This window comes from Parapedobacter sp. GCM10030251, from assembly GCF_042666505.1.
Lineage (GTDB): Bacteria > Bacteroidota > Bacteroidia > Sphingobacteriales > Sphingobacteriaceae > Parapedobacter.
In genome coordinates, this window is record NZ_JBHTDN010000002.1 from 862,881 (window position 1) to 879,741 (window position 16,861).

A 16,861-nucleotide genomic window follows, 5' to 3' on the forward strand; every position below is an offset into this window, starting at 1 on the left:
GATGTGTCGGATTCATTTCCGTTTCACTGATTGATTTTTCCGTTTGGCAAAAACTGATTCGCTTGGAACAAAGGTATTTTATAGTTTTACCTACGTGATCAGAAAAATCACTACAATTATTTAATAATCAATAACTTAAAATTCAAAAATCATGGAAAAACCCTTGTTAAATTCATTAGGAGCACAGCAAGTGCTAGCGTCTTTATACGACCTTCCCGAAAACCAGTTACAGCAGGAAAGTCGGCAAGCGCAAAAAAACCTGGTAGCCTGGCTCGAAAAGCACTTCGACCTGAAGATGCACCAACTCGCTTATCTTGAAAATGTCCCGGAAGGCTACTTCATTTTCTTATCCGAGAAAATTTCGCACTTTCTGTCGCTCAGGCTGCCCATACAGCTGGTAACGCCGTATGCGGCCGATAAAAAGTTGCCGCCCATCGACCATCCGGGCAAGCTGTTGATTACCGATGAGTCCAGCACGGCTACTTACGCGCCGCACACCGGCTATGCGATTACGGAGTCTCTGCGGATTATTTTTGCTATCCCTCCTGGTGAGGATTAATGTTCAAGCGCCTGGAGCTAGCTAGCTTCAGGCCTTATTTTCCAGCTATCATGAACCAACGATTAGATTTACTCCCATCGGCGTTGCTTAACTATTGGACCCGTTACTGTCCGGTAGACCCCTCACACCGCGAATGGCTGCACACCTATGCCCGGGTGATCGAAATAAAGCGGGGTGCGCGGCTGTTTGAGCCGGATGATGACAGCCGACACCGGGACTACGTGTATTTTGTGTGCGATGGCCTGCTTGCCACGATGTGGTGGGACTTAGACGGCCACCGTCGCATCGACCGCTTGCTGCTGCCGGATGACAACGTACTTACCACCCGGAATCTATATACCGACAAACCCGTGGATTACTTCGTCGCGGCTTTACGGCGCAGCACGGTGATCCGCATTCCGGCGGATGCACTCCGGACCTACAAAGAATCCTGCCGCGAGGCAGACACTTTGGTGGATGTCATGGAACAGAAGAAACTGAAACAGTATCGAGCCAAGAATCGGCTAATGCTCATTAAAGACGAACGGGAGCGCTACGTTGAGTTTGTGAGGGATGAGTACATGAAACCGCTACGACTTGTTACTTCGCAACAGGAGCACGCAGATTATTTGAATATTTCGCGGGTAACGATTACGCGGGTAAATCGAGATATTTAGCTTGAATTTTCTACCAAATCACTTTCAACGGATATTTGGCCATGTTTGCATCGGTAGAAATGACTTCCATATCTCCGTCTATTGCGGTAGCAGTAATCAACCGATCGAATGGATCTCTGTGAATAAGTTTAAGGTTTTCGAGTTGGGATAAATTCGACAATTGAATTGGCAAGATGATGATGTTATTCATAACACATACATGATAGAGTTCGACAAGCGTGTATCCCAATATTAGTTTGCCTAACGATTTCTTTATGGTGATTTCCCAAGACGAAGCTATACTAACATGGATGTCATTTGTATTGTCATAATAATCGATTTTGCTCGTTCGGAAAGTCGCGGGCTGTCATCGTGGAGCCAAAGTAGTGCATGCGTGTCCAATAAATACTGGCCCATACTTACATATAATCTTTGAAGTCTTCCAATGGATCATCAAAGTCCTCAGCCATTTTAAGCTTTCCTTTCAGAAGCCCCACTTTCCTAGGAGAAACTTTCTTAGCAACAGCTGATTGTCTTTTACTTAATATGAAATCAATAAAATCTTCTACCTCCTGCTGATACGCTGGTGGTATTTTTTTTATTTTCTCAACAAGTTGAACCTGTCCCATAGTCTTGACTGACAAACAATCAAAGATAGTAAAAATATCCATAAAACTTGCTTCTCCAGAAGCAGGTGTACCCTCTCCGTTTGACCGTCCTTTGTGATATGAACAAGCATAGAAAACATATCGCAAAAAGGCATATCACAAAAGGTTTGATTTTCATTGTCCGTTTAACTTTGGTAGTGCTGTGGGTTCCGGTAGCAGCGGATAAGCTGTGGGATCTGAAAGGATTCCACAGCGTCCTGCTGCGGCAGCCGATCCCCGACTGGTGGGCCGGTATCCTGTTCTGGTTGTTGCCGTTGCTGGAACTGCTGGCCGCAGTCCTGATTGCCTGGCGGAAAAACCGGCGACGCAATCACCAAGGGATGTGGTTTTCGGGTGTGCTGATGCTCGGCTTCACCCTCTTCATACTTTTCGGCGTACTAGGCTGGTACGAAAAGCGCCCCTGCGGCTGCGGGTCGGTTATCAGCGGCTTAAGCTGGGAGAACCACCTGTGGTTCAATACCGTCTTTTTCCTTCTTTCTGTTCTCGGTATTTGGTTTACACGTGCCCACGCTGCCCGGCGTCGTCCGTACCGCAGGCCCATACGCCTTTTCTTCAGGCAACGCGCTGTCAGCATCCGCCGGTTTTGCCGCTTGCCGATGCTACACATGCGTTTCCCGCGCAAGTTTGCCGTATTCCGGCGCAGGGCCGTGGAGCACAGATCACAGATGCAGGAAGCCTGTAGCAGGCAGCCTCCATCGCAAACGGAACCCTGCATGCATATCGCAGGCAAAACGGGTATGCCTTTAAACTTTACATTATGACAGTTATACAAAAAACGGTGAAGGTGGTCAAGGACCAATTCTTCACCCTGGCGTTAGCCGCCACATTTATCGGATTTTCGGCGTTTAAGTTTGCCGAACGGTTTGATGCTCCGGAGGACGGATGGTATGAGGTAACCCATATCAACCCCTCGTTGCCAGACCCGGATATTCCCTCCAATCAGCAAATTGGAAACCTGATATCCGCGCCTCCGTCGTCTGATACGACGGCCTGTGCACAAAACGATAACGACGGATACATGTGCGCAGTCGAATTATCGTTTGATACGAGCGATCCCAATAACCAGCCGGAAAAGCCGGCTACGGTTCAGGAAGCGCAGTCTGATGCGTTGGTCACCCTTGACGGTGAAGCTCGGCAGCCCGAAGAAGAAAACTAGTCTTTCAATTTGGGCAATACAAGGGAGGGGTACGCACGTTCCCCTCCCTTTTCCTTTACCGTTCGTTCTGCGGTAGGTCACCGATGTCCACTTCTTTATCCGGAATCGGCCAGACCCAGCGCGGGGATCCAGGTTCCAGCGTATGAGTCGCTCCATTTACCACCCGCGTTAGGGTGGTTGCATGTTCCGGATCTTTGTTTAACCTTCGGAGGTCCTCCCAACGGACGCCGCGCAGTACCAGTTCTTTCCTTCTTTCGCGAAGAATCACCTTCAGCAACTCATTCGAGTCGGTAAGGGCAACCGGTTGATACAACGACGGCTCATAGCGCTTGGACAGCAAGGCATTTAAATAGCGGAGAGCATCCGTCGTATTCCCGTTCCGTACACCGCACTCTGAAGCAATCAGATACACCTCATCCGTAGCCATTCCCGTAAAAAACGTAACACTTCCCCCGTAAGACGCTTTGAAAACCATCCTTCCCCCACCGGCGTCCCTGAAATACCCGGGCGCCCGGAGATCACCCACGTCATACATCGATAGCAACGTCGTATCGGCGTGGAATCTGCTGGTATTGGTGATGGTGATGTTATCCATCACGCTATAAAACAGCATTTCCGGATTGGTTGCCCCGTAATCCAACAAGAACAACTGATTATTCGTCAGATCCAGCCCGTTGAAATCGACCAACTCGTCGGTTAGCTCCAGGCAACGGTTTGCGGTTTGACCCGCCCGTTCATAATCACCCATCATCAGGAATACCCTTGCCAGCAAGGCAAGAACGGCGGGTTTCGAGGGCCTCATTTTATTTGCCGGTTCCACCGGAAGCAGGTCCGACGCTTCGTGAAGATCGCTGATGATCTGCCGGTAAACACTTTCCAACGAGCCACGCCCAATTTTCAACGTTACATCCGATTCCAGCCTGAGCGGAATTCCTTTTTCCGTTGAGGCGGTCTGCGAATCATACGGTCTACAAAAAAGCTGCGCAAGCTGGTAATGGTTCCAGGCGCGGAAAAACAGGGCACTGCCCCGTATGTTATTCCACGCAGCCCGCTCGGCCGTTGACGGCACGATGCCAGCCGCACCTTCCAGTACCATGTTGGCAATCAATATCCGGAAATACGCGCTGTTCCAGTCGTCTACGTCCTGATGCTCATACACGTCCGCATTCCAGGTATAACCGTTCTTCTGATACGGATCCCGCAACGATTCCCACTGGTTGTCCGCTACATAATATTCATCCGCCCCGATCACGCTTAGTTCATGCGACGAACTGCGATTCATGTCCTGCGATCGATCCAGAATCGCCTGAAAATCCGCGACGGAATTAGGTACCACCTGGCCGCGGCTCCGTTTTATTTCCAGAAACTCCCTGCCACAGGCACTCAGAAGCACCAGGGCGGAAAACACGAATAATTTGGCTGATAGTTTCATTAGCTGATAGTTAAGCATGATTGATTAAAATTCCATTTGTATACCGAAGGAGAACGTTTTGGGCGCCGGGAATTCTGCATTTACGTAATCCGGATCCAGGCCGTTTTTGTCTGCTTTCCAAAGAATCCCCAGATTGCGAGCATAGCCGAAACACCGGATGCTTCGGATTGGCGATTTCGACACGGCGTGCACCGGTATCCGGTAGCTCATCCCAATATCCTGCAGCCGTATGTGGTTGCCTTTGGAAATCAGCGCTTCGGAATAGGTATAAAGCGTTGACAGGTAATTATCCGATTTGTCAGCCGCGACGGGTACATCGGTGTGCCGCTCGTCGCCTGGCTTTTGCCACCGCCTGAAATAATCCATGTGGTACATCGTGCTCATTCCGAAATACTCTGCGGCCGGCGCTATCGATTGCCTTCTGAACACGTATCCCGATTTCCAAAGGATGTTGGCACTCAGTTCCAATCCCTTCCACCGGAACGTGTTCCTCACCGCCCCATACTGCCCGGGCACGGTTACGCCAACAGCCGGCAAATCTTCCGGTGTAAACGAATTGTAGTACGCCCGGTAATCGAATCCCATCTCTCCATCTACCGGCACCAGGGGAATTCCCCTTTCGTGATCCAGCCCATACCAGGGCAAGGCATACACCGCATCGCGGGAAACACCCACCACCGGCGGCGGCGCCCCCTGAAGAAAGGTGATGATATCCGTTACCTCTTCCGTATTGAAATGCGTAATCCGATTCATCACGTTGCTGAAAAACGCTGTGGTTTCCCAGGTGAATGCGCCCACGAAATTCCGGCTGGTTACCTGCACATCCCATCCCTGCGTCCGAAGGTTGGCGTAGTTGATGTTGTTGGACAAGCCAGATGACGGATTGATACCCGTGGATGGCGCCATGTAATCCTCCCCAATCAGATCGCTCGCATATTTGTTGTAATACTCCACGCTGCCCTGTATCCGGCGGTTGAACAACCCAAAATCCACCGCCGCATTTACCGTATTGACCTGCTCCCACCGCAGCGACGGATTACCCACGTTGCGCACCCGCGCTATGGGCAAACCGGTAATGGCATCGGAGCTATAGCTCACTGTTGGGAATACACTCACCTGCTTATTCACATTCCCCGCACTGCCATACGTGGCCCGAAGCCGCAGGTATGGCAGCCAGTTGCCAATGTTGTAGAATGCCTCCTTGCTTGCCTCCCAGCTTCCGCCGATGGACCACAGCGGCACCCCTTTCTGGTTGGTCTTTACCCCGAAGAGATTGCTTCCATCCCAGCGCAGGCTGCCGGAGAGGGTATAGCGGTCGCGATACGTATACGACGCATTGCCGAAATACGAGAGGAACCGATCGGTTACATGGCCCATGGATACCGAAGGCGCACTGAGCCGTGCGCTGCCTGTAGGGTTCGTGGGATACGACTCCATGTAATTGAAATTGGCCGTGCCGGTAAGCAGGTCTCGGTCGTAGTTGTATATCCGGAATCCGGGGCTTGTCTGTCCGACGCTCTGACGGATTTCGCCGCCTGCCAATGCCGCCACGCGGTGCAAGCCACCGAATTCACGGTTATAATTCACTTGCATACGGCCCGAATGGATGTTAGTCAAGCCGTTAAGCCCTCCCTCCAGCACACCGCCATAAGGCACGATCTGCGTACCGTCTGCCTGCGTAAAGCGGTTCACCAAGTTACGCACGTAGTACGTCTCCGGCCCATAGTAAGTCTCATCTCTGCCCATTGGCCGCACGTACTGATAGGTAGCCTGAACGCTAAAGCTGTTCAGAAAGCTGTATCGCACGTTGGCATTGAGGCGGTACTCCGTATCGCGGCTTCCGCGATCGGTGTGGGCTAAGTCGTCAAGCGGGCGGAAATGCCAGTCGAGCAAACCGAGGTCCGTCGCTTCATCGTAATAAGCCAGCCGCCTTTCGTAGGGGATCGGTAACGCATTGCCCTGATCGTCGGCCAAACGGGTGTAGGTATTCACCGTTTGCCCCGAGCCAGGAGCAAGGTCTGACAGGCTGATCCCGTTATTTGCCGTTTGCCGTTGCGTGTACCAAACCCCGGTGGTTACCTCCAGCCCTTTCCGCGGCCGGAAGGTGTTTTGCAGGTTGATGTTCAGGCGTTCGGCACCGTTGCCCACGAGGATGCCGTTGTTCTTGTCATAGCCGGTGGCGAGGTAATAGCGGTAATTGTCGCTACCACCGCTGATGTTGAGTGCATATTGCTGGTGTCGCTCACCGTGGTACAGGTAACGAAGCGCCTCATCGCGGATATCCGTTTGCCGCAGCAGCGTTTCTTCACGCGCAAAGTCCGCTTCGCTGATCAATCCGTCGCGTTGTTTGATAAGCAACTCTGCATAGGCAGGAATAACGGTCTGCGGCTGCTCGGCATAATTGTCGCGACCGAAGAGCTCTTTTTCGATTTCCATGACGGTTGCACTTGGCAGCCGGTTCGGATTGTAGTAGAGATCAGGCTTCGCCCCCATCGTGAAGTTGCTGTTGAACGAAATCTGCGCCTTTTGGTTATACCGCCCCTGCTTGGTGGTGATCACGATGACGCCGTTGCCTGCACGCGCACCCCATATGCTGGCCGCTGCCGCATCGCGCAGTACCGTGATGCTTTCCACATCATTGGGGTTTATCGTGGAAATGTCACGCTCATATGGAAAATTGTCGACCACGATCAGCGGAGTCTCGTCTGACTCAATGGTGGCTACCCCTCGTATACGGATATCCGATGGCTTGGTACCGCCCGCGTTGACAAACTGTACGCCCGGCGCGATGCCTTCCAAACGCTGGAGAACATCCGGCCCGACGCTCCGGTTGAGCAGTTCGTTATCCACATGGGTGAAGGAACCCGTGGCCCGTTCCCTGGGCACTTCGTAGTACCCGGTGTTGATAACCACCTCTTCCAGTGTGGATGCATCGGGGGCGAGCCTGATATTCATCTCACCGGTGGATTGCCCCGCGATGCATACCGTGTCTTTGGACAAGTAGCCCACGTACGTAATGCGCAATGTATCGATGGGTACGGCTACCGTTAGTGTAAACTGCCCTGCATGATCGGAGATGGTAGAAGTTCCGCGTACCGTTGATCGCACGCTTGCGCCCACCAGTGGCGATCCATCGGCGGCCGAAACAACGGTACCTCGAAGTGTCTGTTGGCCCATCGCGCCATTGGCTGCGATGGAAATTGCTAATAAAACGATAAGGATTGATTTCATGGTTATGGTTTAAGGAATTAGTTGGTTACCGGTAATTCAGTCAGGTTCTGGATGGAAAGCGGCTCCCGGCGTGTGGCCTTCAGGATGTTTCCGCGGGTCATGGCTTTCGGATGCGGTACGGCCAGTAATCTGCCGTCAGCAATCCAAGCGGTGCCGAAGCCGGTGAGGTACCGGGCAAGCACCACCTTGTTGAGGAGTGTATCGTTTACCACCGTGGGCCACTCCCAAGGCCATCCGCCACGCCTTTCGGCAAATGAGGGAAGATTTTTGGGGTAGTCGTATACCAATACGGGCAGCACGGCGAGGTCGCCTTTGTCAAGGGTGGCTTGTATGGTGTCCAGCTTGGCGAGTGAGAGCAAGCAGGGCTTGCACCAGGTGGCCCAGAAGTCCAGCACGATCAGCTTTTTATCCCGGTAGTCATTGAGCGTAATGGTATCCTTTCTGTCCGGGTGATTCGCTACCTGTAGCGGCAAGTGCCATAATCCTTCGGGTATGCTGTCTCCAATTTTCAGCGCCGTGAGGTTATCCAAAGCAATGCCCGGAGGCACAGGCCCCGAAAATTCGGGGCGCTGTGCACGGGCTTCCAAACACATGATCGTTAGAAACAGTGTTACCGTCAATCCCAAAGCGAGGCCCAGCCCGTTACGGGCTGGAGCCATCGCATGGGTCCAAACACATGATTCTTCAAAATTTCTTCGACAGGTGTTCGACTGTTGTTCGAGACTTGTTCGACAATCCTTCGACAGCGCTTCGACAATTGTTCGACGGGGCTTCGAGAAACCTTCGACAATGCTTCGGGAAAATGCGGAAGCGCAGCTGAGCAAGGGTAGAACAATTGCCCCGGCATATTTGAACCAACCCCGAATGGTTGACGGGCACGCGTTCCACCCCATTCCATATCCTTCCATATATGCCTTTCTCCCGCTATATAGCCGCTTACCCTTCGCTAAAGTGCCGCTTTTTGGGCTTTTTACCGAAGTATATGCGGGACACATGGGGATAGGACCCGAAGGAAGGGTAAGGGAAGGTGGGCTGGGGCACGGCGTTGGCCGGGAATTCTCACAGCCACCTTTCGTATGCCGGAGTACTTCCGTATAGGCTTCAACCTTAGACGTACCTGTACCTGAAAGGCTTTGCATTTTGGTCAAATCAAGACGGCGGTTGAAAAAGGCTCGCAGTCTCAGCAAAGGCCAAAGCGTGGCCATTAAATGTAAATTTTGCTTCATTCTATTGTTTGATTTTTAGGTGTAAGAAAAGATGAATATTATTCAGGTTTCCTACCCCCAATCAAACGGGTTTTTTCGCAATGCTTTTAAAGAGATTAGATGTAGAAATCTCCCAAGTTTTGGAAATCGAATGACCATCATCCCTCCTATCTTGAATAGGCTGGACGGCTTCAGATTCGATGGTTCTGTTCTCTGGTTTCATTGGCTTGTTGAATAAACAAGCCTTGCATGGGACGGTCACAAAAAAGTGTGGGACTGCATCCCGTAACTCCAGAAGATTCTCAGGCCTTTAGTCGCGCCGGGTGAACAGCAGCCCCACACCTCAATGAAAGGCAAAAATAGCACTTTTCATTGAAAGCGTGAGGTATTATATCTGCTGCCTTGCCACTTGGCCTGAGAATGGAGTTGCAAGACTATTAATACCTTTATTTCATCGTTATCTATTTACAACTATAATTTACACACCTATCTGATTTACAACGATACAAATATAATAAATTATTTCAAAAATAATAATTTATTAGTCAAAATATCACTATTTGTGTTTGTCCATTTGCCCAATGGACGGTTCAAGTAAGATAATAGGTGAAAATGTCACTGAAATACGTGATGCGATTGGCCTATCTCAAAAAGACTTTGCTTTATTGGCTGGCATTTCCAGAGCTACATTAGTAAATATTGAAAGTGGTAATAAACCAATTAAAGTGATTTCGCTAGATAAAATCGCCATTTTTAGCACAATAGGGCTCGACAAATTAAGCAAACCAGGTTTCAAACCACCTGCTAATCTAAGAGAAAAACTGCTCCAACGATATAAAAACTCACCTGAAATCTATGTTACTTTAAGTGACACACCATCCATTCCCTATATCATCAAATACAGAGTGTTAAAAACTGATGTTTTAAATACACCTAAAGAGCGAGGTAAAATTGTGGAATTCGTTGATGATAATTACGGATGGAAAATACGGGGCAACTCTTTGACCAATGCCTTAAAACGCATGCCCGATTTGATTAAAATTGAACCGCACCCGACGAAAGGTGGCACAAATTTATATTCAAGAAATAAGTAAATAGTCCCCTTACCCCACCTCTCTATGAACTTGGAGTCAAGGAAAAGACTGGGGGTTGATGGAGAACAACTCGATGTAATATATCTAAAAAATTAAACAAACAAAACAATGAAAGAAGAGTTATTAAATTTAAAAACATTCCTTGAATCATTAAAAGAGGGCTTAAATTACCAGCTTGCTATACACGGAAAAAGCAAACAGGTAAAGCAACAGGCTTGGGACAACTTAGTAATTGCATGCAGTAAATTCACAGAAAAATATAACGAAGACCTTTTGCTACAAAAATGGTTTAATAAATCTATTCCAAATGCCGAAGTAAGCTATGACGAGTCTGTATCTGAAAAATTCTTAAACAGCACGATATCGATGATCATGTTCAACATTGACCAAGAAATCGGCAAGTTGGATAATTTGAGAACAACTGACTGATATTCAAATAAAATAATCGTCAACCCAATCTCGAGCTTTTATATAGCCCAATTTCAATACTCCGATTTTCTTCAGACACAAATTTTTTGTATCCTTGTTTGTTTATGATTTGCCTGAAACTGATCAGCCAACCAATCAATTATTATGCGTCAGTTACTTGCTTATCCTGTTACCACACCTAAAATTTTAATGATGGATGCTCATAAAGATTCTGAAAAAGTGAGGGATTCCGAGCCAGTGGACAATATGCCTACGGAAGAAATTTTGCCGATAAGTAAAAAGATCCTTCCTATTATTGCGTTAAATGAAAATTCGTGGGATGACAAACATCAAAAAGAGATATATCATCTTGCGCTGAAAAACGCCTTAAATGCCGATTCCGTCTTTGATATCGCCATTTCCGGCCCCTATGGTGCAGGAAAATCATTTGTGATTTCGACTTTTTTCAATCAGGAAGAATACCAAAAGGAGACCATCTATGTATCCCTTGGTACATTTAAACCTTACCAAGAAAGGTCCGAAAAGACCGAAACGAAGAAAACCAGGGAACCAGCGGATTCGAAAAAAGAAAAGGAATATGTTTTAGGTGGAGAAGACGAACGGCAAGAAATCGAGAAAGCGATATTACAGCAATTGATTTATCATGTGACACCGGATAGGACCCCCTCGTCTCGTATCCTTCGCATCGCTAAAATCCCGAAAGAAAAGCGACATAACGCCATCCGTGATCTTTTCATTTCCCTTCTTTGCTTGATAATTATCATTAAACCTAATTCCTTTAATTATCCAGATTACGAATATTTCAAGATTTTTTATTTTGTTATCCAATTGGTAGCAGTTATTATCCTGCTCTATCACGTCAGTAAAGTGCTATTTAGCATTTTCGGCTCTGTAAAAGACATAAAGATAAGTAGGTTAGGAACAAACTTTGCCAATATAGATTTCAGTTCCGGAAATTCGGGTTCAATCTTCAATCGGCATTTAGACGAGATATTGCATTTTTTTGAATGCACGCAATACAAATACGTGGTTATAGAAGATCTCGATAGGTTCAACGACATCGAGATCTTCACAAGACTGCGATCACTGAACAAAGCGATCAACAATTATCCGTCAATTGTTGGGGACGATGATGGCGACAAGCGAAAAGTCTGTTTCATTTATGCGGTAAAAGACGATTTATTTACCAAGGATAGCAGGGATAGGACAAAGTTTTTTGATGTCATAATTCCTATAATCCCGATTATTTCTTATAACAATTCAGAGGCTAAGATCAACAAAATCCTAACAGACGTAGATCTTATCGGAGATTTTGACCCCAGCTTCATTTGGGAGGTTTCCACTTACCTGAATGATATGAGACAGGTCAAGAATATCGTCAACGAATACATGGTTTACAAGCACCTTTTACCCCACGCATTAGAAAAGCGAAGGCTTTTTTCTGTCATGGTCTATAAAAACCTTGAACCTTTGGACTTCAGTTTGTTTTACAATAGAGATGGTAGCTTATATGCACTGCAAAATCTGAGGCCGGTACTCTTACCCAAAAGCAGGGAAAAACTGGAGGAAGAAAAGAAGACATTGACAGAGAAACTTGCAAGCCTCAAGAAAGAGATGTTAACAGATGTTGAGGAGTTGAACCGCATTTATATTAGTAGGGCATTAAACCTCTTATCCGTAAACAATAATAAGGTAGTACGAGTTTATAATCAGCAAGTAAACTTGGATGACCTGATAAATCCGGCCAACTTTGATAAATATTATTTGAGCAAACATTATTACGACGCAAAAGGCGGAGGGCAGGTATCCATTCACGTCGATGAGCTTGATTCAAGATTTGGAAAACCGAACCAATATTATACGAGAAAATCGTTGATTGCTCAAAAATACGAGATCGATTCTATCAAAGATAGAATTGACGCATTGGATCGCCAGATAATGGACCTTGAGGTTATTCCTCTAAAATCGATTTTGAAAGTATTAGGGTATACAGGAGGTTCCATGGAAAGTATCGTTGGCAAAAATCTTCCGGACGACAATCTAAAAATACTAAAGGCAATCGATAATTCCTCTCCTTTGCTGAAACACTTGATTATAAGTGGTCATTTGGATGATTCGATGCACAGCTATTTAGCTTATTTTCATTCAGACGGAGTATCGGAGAGAGATAATGTTTTTTTACGGTATTTATTTTCGGGAGGAAGTACCGAGAAGCCGACACAACTCGACAACACCGGATATCTATTGAAAAAGCTAGGGCTCGAACACTACGACAGACCACCAATTCTTCACCCACAGTTGGTCAAAGAACTAACTAAAAATCGGAAATCGTTTCTAAAGCAGTACTACAAGGTGGTTAAGTTAATAAATTCAGACAATAAGCACCTTAGCCTATTCGACGGGTTTAAGGGAGAACAGGATTATTCGCCATTAATCGCTGATTTGGCCAAGCAAAAAGACACTTTTTGGGACGATTTAGCTGGTAGACCGGAAGAAGAATTGGCTTCTTTTTTTAAAACAATTGCTTATGATCTTAATGTGGAGCAAGTCGCGGTTTTGAATAAATCCGGCAGCCTGAAAAAATGGCTTGTCGGAATCAAAAGAATTGGTCTTGTATTTGAAGCAGATAAATTTAGTGCTTTGCAATGTGTTATCGAAAAATTGGGTATCCAATTCGAAAACCTTACAGATCTGCCCGATGTGGATAACAGCGTTTGGAATCACCTTTATAGCAACAATTTTTATGCGATGAATCCTCGAATGGTTGAACAGATTATCGCGGCATCGAATCCCGGGGAAAGAGAAGATAATTTGCTGCGCGCTGACAAGGGAAATTATACTACCATCAAAGACCTCGACCTTCAGAACTTAGTTAATTATATTAACGACCATCCTCAACTGTATTTGGAAAACGTATCTTTAGCCCTTTCCAATAATACCTCTGAATCGGAAGAGACTATCTTGCATTTCGTTAACCATCCAGATGTCGGCGACGATGCAAAGAAGAAATTTGTTTCAAAACAAAAACTATCCATCACAAAACTGTCTGACGTCAAAGACGAATTTCTTGCCTTAGTATTCGCCGTTGAAGGATTTGCATTGAATTGGCGGAACTACCTGTATTACTTTAAAATCAATGGGATTGATGAAAACTTAATAGGTCTATTCAATTCACCGAAAGTCACGAAAGCCAAAAGTTTTTTGGTTACCAATCTAGATCAAAGCGAATGGCATGAGCTGACCGACTTGCTCTTGGCAATTCTCGTTAAGGAAGAACTTGAACTGCTTTCCTTCCAAAAGCTGTTAACGATTTTACCCGATCCGACAAGGTTGGTCGATATCCTGATTGCTTTAAAGGATAATGAAAGGAGAAATTACATACTGGAAAATAGAGATATTCCAATCAAAGAAGAAACAGTTGCCTTGTTGGAAGGTGCCGATGTGGTTTTTTTTGTTGGCTTTCTCGGTAAATATGCATCACAACTTAGAAAAGCTGGTTTCACAAAACAATCATGGGAGGCAATAATTTCGAATAGCGACGTAATTTCTAAAAAAGAAAAGGAAGATCTAATTCATGAACTTTTCCATGTAGTTGACGATGATATTGGCGACGATGATAATGAAGGTATTTAATTTGTCTTTGTGCGCACAATGAGAACTTTAGTATGAGAAGGTTTCAATGGTATTTCTATAAAAAGAAATCTTGCTTCGCTCGCAACCTTTTTAGGAATAGCTTTTTGCGCTTCCCAAGTCGAAAATTATAGTTATTAATATTATATGAACTACTTAATAAATAAGAAAAACAACTTAAGACAAGTCTCGGATAAGGTTCCAGGTTCATCAAAATATATGAATATCTTGGATGACCTGCTTGAGTTGTTTTATCAGAAGGACACCGCAATTGTAGTTGATGCTAATCTGGAAAAGTCAAGACTTGAGCAAACATTAAATAACCATGAAAATCGAAACTTCCGATTATACATTGGCATTTCAAACCGAACGGAACCCCTTGAAGTTATTTGGTCGTTACTCCATGAATATGGCCATTTACTGCAACGTCCCCCCACAGATTTGGAACAGACTGATGGTACACCGGAAAAATATGAGCGGGAGAAAGACGCGTGGCGAAAGGCCGAAGACAAATTTACAGAGTATAGTGCTTTATGTACTTATTTTGACAACTTTCAAGCGTATCGTGAATTTAGTGAAAGTAGTTATAAACCCAAATGATACCTTTTCAATTCAAAAATTTATAAACCAGTTGTTTCCCCAATGCCTGAATTCTTGCCTCCGATTTTACGCAACGATTTTGCAATTATCGCAAATTTCGAACGACGGGATTTATTAGCCGTTGCATTGTCATATTTATTTTTACCTGGAAAGTATCTGCCTATCCTTACTTTTAGGGATGTTGCCGTTTTTAAGGATAGCCCTGTCGATTCCCCTGATATCTTTGCGATACAACGACGTAGAGCACATGAATTCGGAGTGTTTTCCAACAATGCACTGATAGAAATAGGTGGTTGCGAAAATTTAATTTTATTGGGTCTTACAAGCGAGCAGAAGTCTTATTTGGGATACTTGCATCACTACAATGTTTATGAAATCGATGAAGCCGATGAAATCGAAAATTATCTAGGGGGATTCGCTGCATTGAAGGACGGCCACATCGAATGCGGTATTGAACAATCAAATGAAGGCTTACTTGTAGCCCTCAAAAACAACAACACACTAAGGATCGGTTCCCACAACTTTGAGCTTGATATTGGCAAAAGTGGCTTTGGTTCAGTGGTCATAGAAGATTATTTAGACGCCGATATAGTCGTAAGCATCAATTATGCTTGCAGTATTGAAGCGGACATTCTGCTGGTCGATGGATTAGAAAAAGAAGAAGATGAGTCGATTTCACATTTGATAGAAGATTGGGAAAGTGGCGTTACGGGGGCATATGAAGATATCTGTACAAAAATAACCGCCAGAATTGACCCTCAAATCCTCAATAAGTCAGCTTTTGTCACATTCTTTACCCGTGGTCTTCCTTATTCAGTCTTGCAGTTGGAGTGTCCGATTTCGTATGTGAATTTGCAACATAGACCAGATTTTTTTATTCTTAACGGACTGCTATATGAGAAAACAGGATGCATAGGAGGCGCGGTAGTTTTTTCCCCGGGGTATTTCAAGGACGAAGAAACCCGTTCTCTGATTTCACTACTGGAGTTTGAAAATTTTTACGTCAAGGCATTTTTAAACGATGAGGCTAGCGTATACAATCTATCGACCACAATTGGCCACTTCCCGTTCGACCTGCTACATATATGTAGCCATGGCGGAGATGTAAATGGAAGGTACTGCAAGGTGGATTTCTTTGATAAAGATGGGGATAAACATACCGTTGAATACGACGAAGTAGTTAGCATACCTATAAATCCGTATTATGATTCTCATGGAGTTAAAATTCTTTGGTACTTTAGAAAGTTGAATGGTATGGGCTGGAAATGCAAAGAACTTAGGGATATGGACTATCCTCGCGAGCTTTATGCGTTGATGGTAGACAAGATTCGTGAAGCAGGTCACCGCAAAAAGGTACAACGATTGCATGAAGTCGAAAGGGTACGAAATTCAAAACACATCAAGTGTCATGACTTCAACTATCTAGCGGTTTTTGATCAGGTGAGTTTAGACGGGGTTTACCCACTTGTCTTTAATAATACATGCTGGTCATGGAGGGAAGTAGCGTCCGCGTTCCTAGCTTCCGGCTGCAGAGGGTATATCGGCACCCTAACTTCGATCAATACCGATATTGCCACGGCATTTGCAATGGCTTTCTATGATGAAGTTTTCAATAATAATTTGATACTAGCTTTTCACAAGGCGGGCAAGCATCAGTTTGCAGAAGAACCAAGCCCTTATATTTTCTGGGGTCTGCATTTTTCCACAATCAAAAATTACCGTCCCGTTTCTTACAATGCGAGAAATATAAGATCATTCCTTTATCGTCTACGAGCTACCCTGACTGAAAAGCTAATTCGCAATGAAGGAAGTAGGGAACTATTGAAGCATCAGATTTTCGAAGTTCGAATGTTAATCCAAAGCCTTTGACTTTTGATAGTAACCTACTGACGTTCGCATAATCGTGTCCATAGAAAAAAATAATTGGCTTTCTAAAAAATGGACGCATCAAATCGTCAAAAGTTTGAAGGTTATTATATTCTGGATATTCCGCGCCAAAAGTCCACCACTATTCCGCTCCAATATGCACCACCGATTCCGGGGCAAAGTACAAGCATAGCCAATTCTTTGGTATGGAGTTATACTACTATCCGCCTGTAATCGGTAAATAAGAATACACAACTTTTGGCAAATAAGAGTACACAATAATCGGCAACAATACCTACACAACTTCGGCAACAACTAGTGCAGAATGATTGCAGGCTGCTTCGGTGTTATTCACC

Annotated in this window: 14 protein-coding genes; 9 read left to right on the forward strand and 5 right to left on the reverse strand. The window is 45.6% G+C overall.

All coding sequences use genetic code 11. The annotated features are described in order from the left end of the window. The first annotated feature begins 151 nt into the window (after positions 1 to 151). A complete protein-coding gene (locus ACFQRK_RS09310) occupies positions 152 to 559 on the forward strand; it encodes a hypothetical protein (protein ID WP_379005855.1) in 408 nt (135 codons plus the stop codon). A gap of 50 nt (positions 560 to 609) precedes the next feature. Beyond that, complete coding sequence (locus ACFQRK_RS09315) at positions 610 to 1,215, forward strand: Crp/Fnr family transcriptional regulator (protein ID WP_379005857.1); 606 nt, start codon at positions 610 to 612, stop codon at positions 1,213 to 1,215. A gap of 10 nt (positions 1,216 to 1,225) precedes the next feature. On the opposite strand, the gene ACFQRK_RS09320 is transcribed toward ACFQRK_RS09315, so the two are convergent. Both ACFQRK_RS09320 and ACFQRK_RS09325 read right to left on the reverse strand, forming a co-directional pair. Continuing rightward, positions 1,226 to 1,534 carry a type II toxin-antitoxin system VapC family toxin gene (locus ACFQRK_RS09320; RefSeq protein ID WP_379005893.1) on the reverse strand — a complete coding sequence of 103 codons (309 nt, stop codon included), beginning with the start codon at positions 1,532 to 1,534 and terminating at the stop codon, positions 1,226 to 1,228. Between the two features lie 79 nt (positions 1,535 to 1,613). Then, complete coding sequence (locus ACFQRK_RS09325) at positions 1,614 to 1,865, reverse strand: DUF2281 domain-containing protein (RefSeq protein ID WP_379005859.1); 252 nt, start codon at positions 1,863 to 1,865, stop codon at positions 1,614 to 1,616. A 56-nt stretch (positions 1,866 to 1,921) separates the two neighbouring features. On the opposite strand from ACFQRK_RS09325, the gene ACFQRK_RS09330 reads away from it, so the two are divergent. Then, the gene (locus tag ACFQRK_RS09330; RefSeq protein WP_379005861.1) at positions 1,922 to 2,623 is read left to right on the forward strand and encodes a MauE/DoxX family redox-associated membrane protein; all 702 of its coding nucleotides are present in this window, start codon (positions 1,922 to 1,924) and stop codon (positions 2,621 to 2,623) included. Continuing rightward, positions 2,620 to 3,018, forward strand: a complete 399-nt coding sequence (locus ACFQRK_RS09335; RefSeq protein WP_379005863.1) for a hypothetical protein — start codon at positions 2,620 to 2,622, stop codon at positions 3,016 to 3,018. Before ACFQRK_RS09330 ends, ACFQRK_RS09335 begins: the two co-directional genes overlap by 4 nt. 55 nt (positions 3,019 to 3,073) lie before the next feature. Here ACFQRK_RS09335 and ACFQRK_RS09340 read toward each other — a convergent pair whose 3' ends face one another. From ACFQRK_RS09340 to ACFQRK_RS09350, 3 genes are read right to left on the reverse strand one after another with little or no spacing between them, the layout of a single operon-like run. Further along, positions 3,074 to 4,450 carry a RagB/SusD family nutrient uptake outer membrane protein gene (locus tag ACFQRK_RS09340; protein WP_379005865.1) on the reverse strand — a complete coding sequence of 459 codons (1,377 nt, stop codon included), beginning with the start codon at positions 4,448 to 4,450 and terminating at the stop codon, positions 3,074 to 3,076. A gap of 24 nt (positions 4,451 to 4,474) precedes the next feature. Next, complete coding sequence (locus ACFQRK_RS09345; protein WP_379005867.1) at positions 4,475 to 7,681, reverse strand: SusC/RagA family TonB-linked outer membrane protein; 3,207 nt, start codon at positions 7,679 to 7,681, stop codon at positions 4,475 to 4,477. Between the two features lie 17 nt (positions 7,682 to 7,698). Continuing rightward, a complete protein-coding gene (locus ACFQRK_RS09350; RefSeq protein WP_379005868.1) occupies positions 7,699 to 8,907 on the reverse strand; it encodes a TlpA disulfide reductase family protein in 1,209 nt (402 codons plus the stop codon). A gap of 560 nt (positions 8,908 to 9,467) precedes the next feature. Here ACFQRK_RS09350 and ACFQRK_RS09355 point away from each other — a divergent pair. From ACFQRK_RS09355 to ACFQRK_RS09375, 5 genes are all read left to right on the forward strand, one after another. Beyond that, a complete protein-coding gene (locus ACFQRK_RS09355) occupies positions 9,468 to 9,980 on the forward strand; it encodes a helix-turn-helix domain-containing protein (protein ID WP_379005870.1) in 513 nt (170 codons plus the stop codon). A gap of 108 nt (positions 9,981 to 10,088) precedes the next feature. Then, a complete protein-coding gene (locus ACFQRK_RS09360) occupies positions 10,089 to 10,409 on the forward strand; it encodes a hypothetical protein (protein ID WP_379005872.1) in 321 nt (106 codons plus the stop codon). Between the two features lie 144 nt (positions 10,410 to 10,553). Continuing rightward, positions 10,554 to 14,042 carry a hypothetical protein gene (locus ACFQRK_RS09365; protein ID WP_379005874.1) on the forward strand — a complete coding sequence of 1,163 codons (3,489 nt, stop codon included), beginning with the start codon at positions 10,554 to 10,556 and terminating at the stop codon, positions 14,040 to 14,042. 144 nt (positions 14,043 to 14,186) lie between these two features. After that, positions 14,187 to 14,639, forward strand: a complete 453-nt coding sequence (locus ACFQRK_RS09370; RefSeq protein WP_379005875.1) for a hypothetical protein — start codon at positions 14,187 to 14,189, stop codon at positions 14,637 to 14,639. A 42-nt stretch (positions 14,640 to 14,681) separates the two neighbouring features. After that, positions 14,682 to 16,508: a hypothetical protein gene (locus tag ACFQRK_RS09375; protein ID WP_379005877.1), complete on the forward strand. Its 1,827-nt coding sequence runs from the start codon at positions 14,682 to 14,684 to the stop codon at positions 16,506 to 16,508. Positions 16,509 to 16,861: the final 353 nt, after the last annotated feature.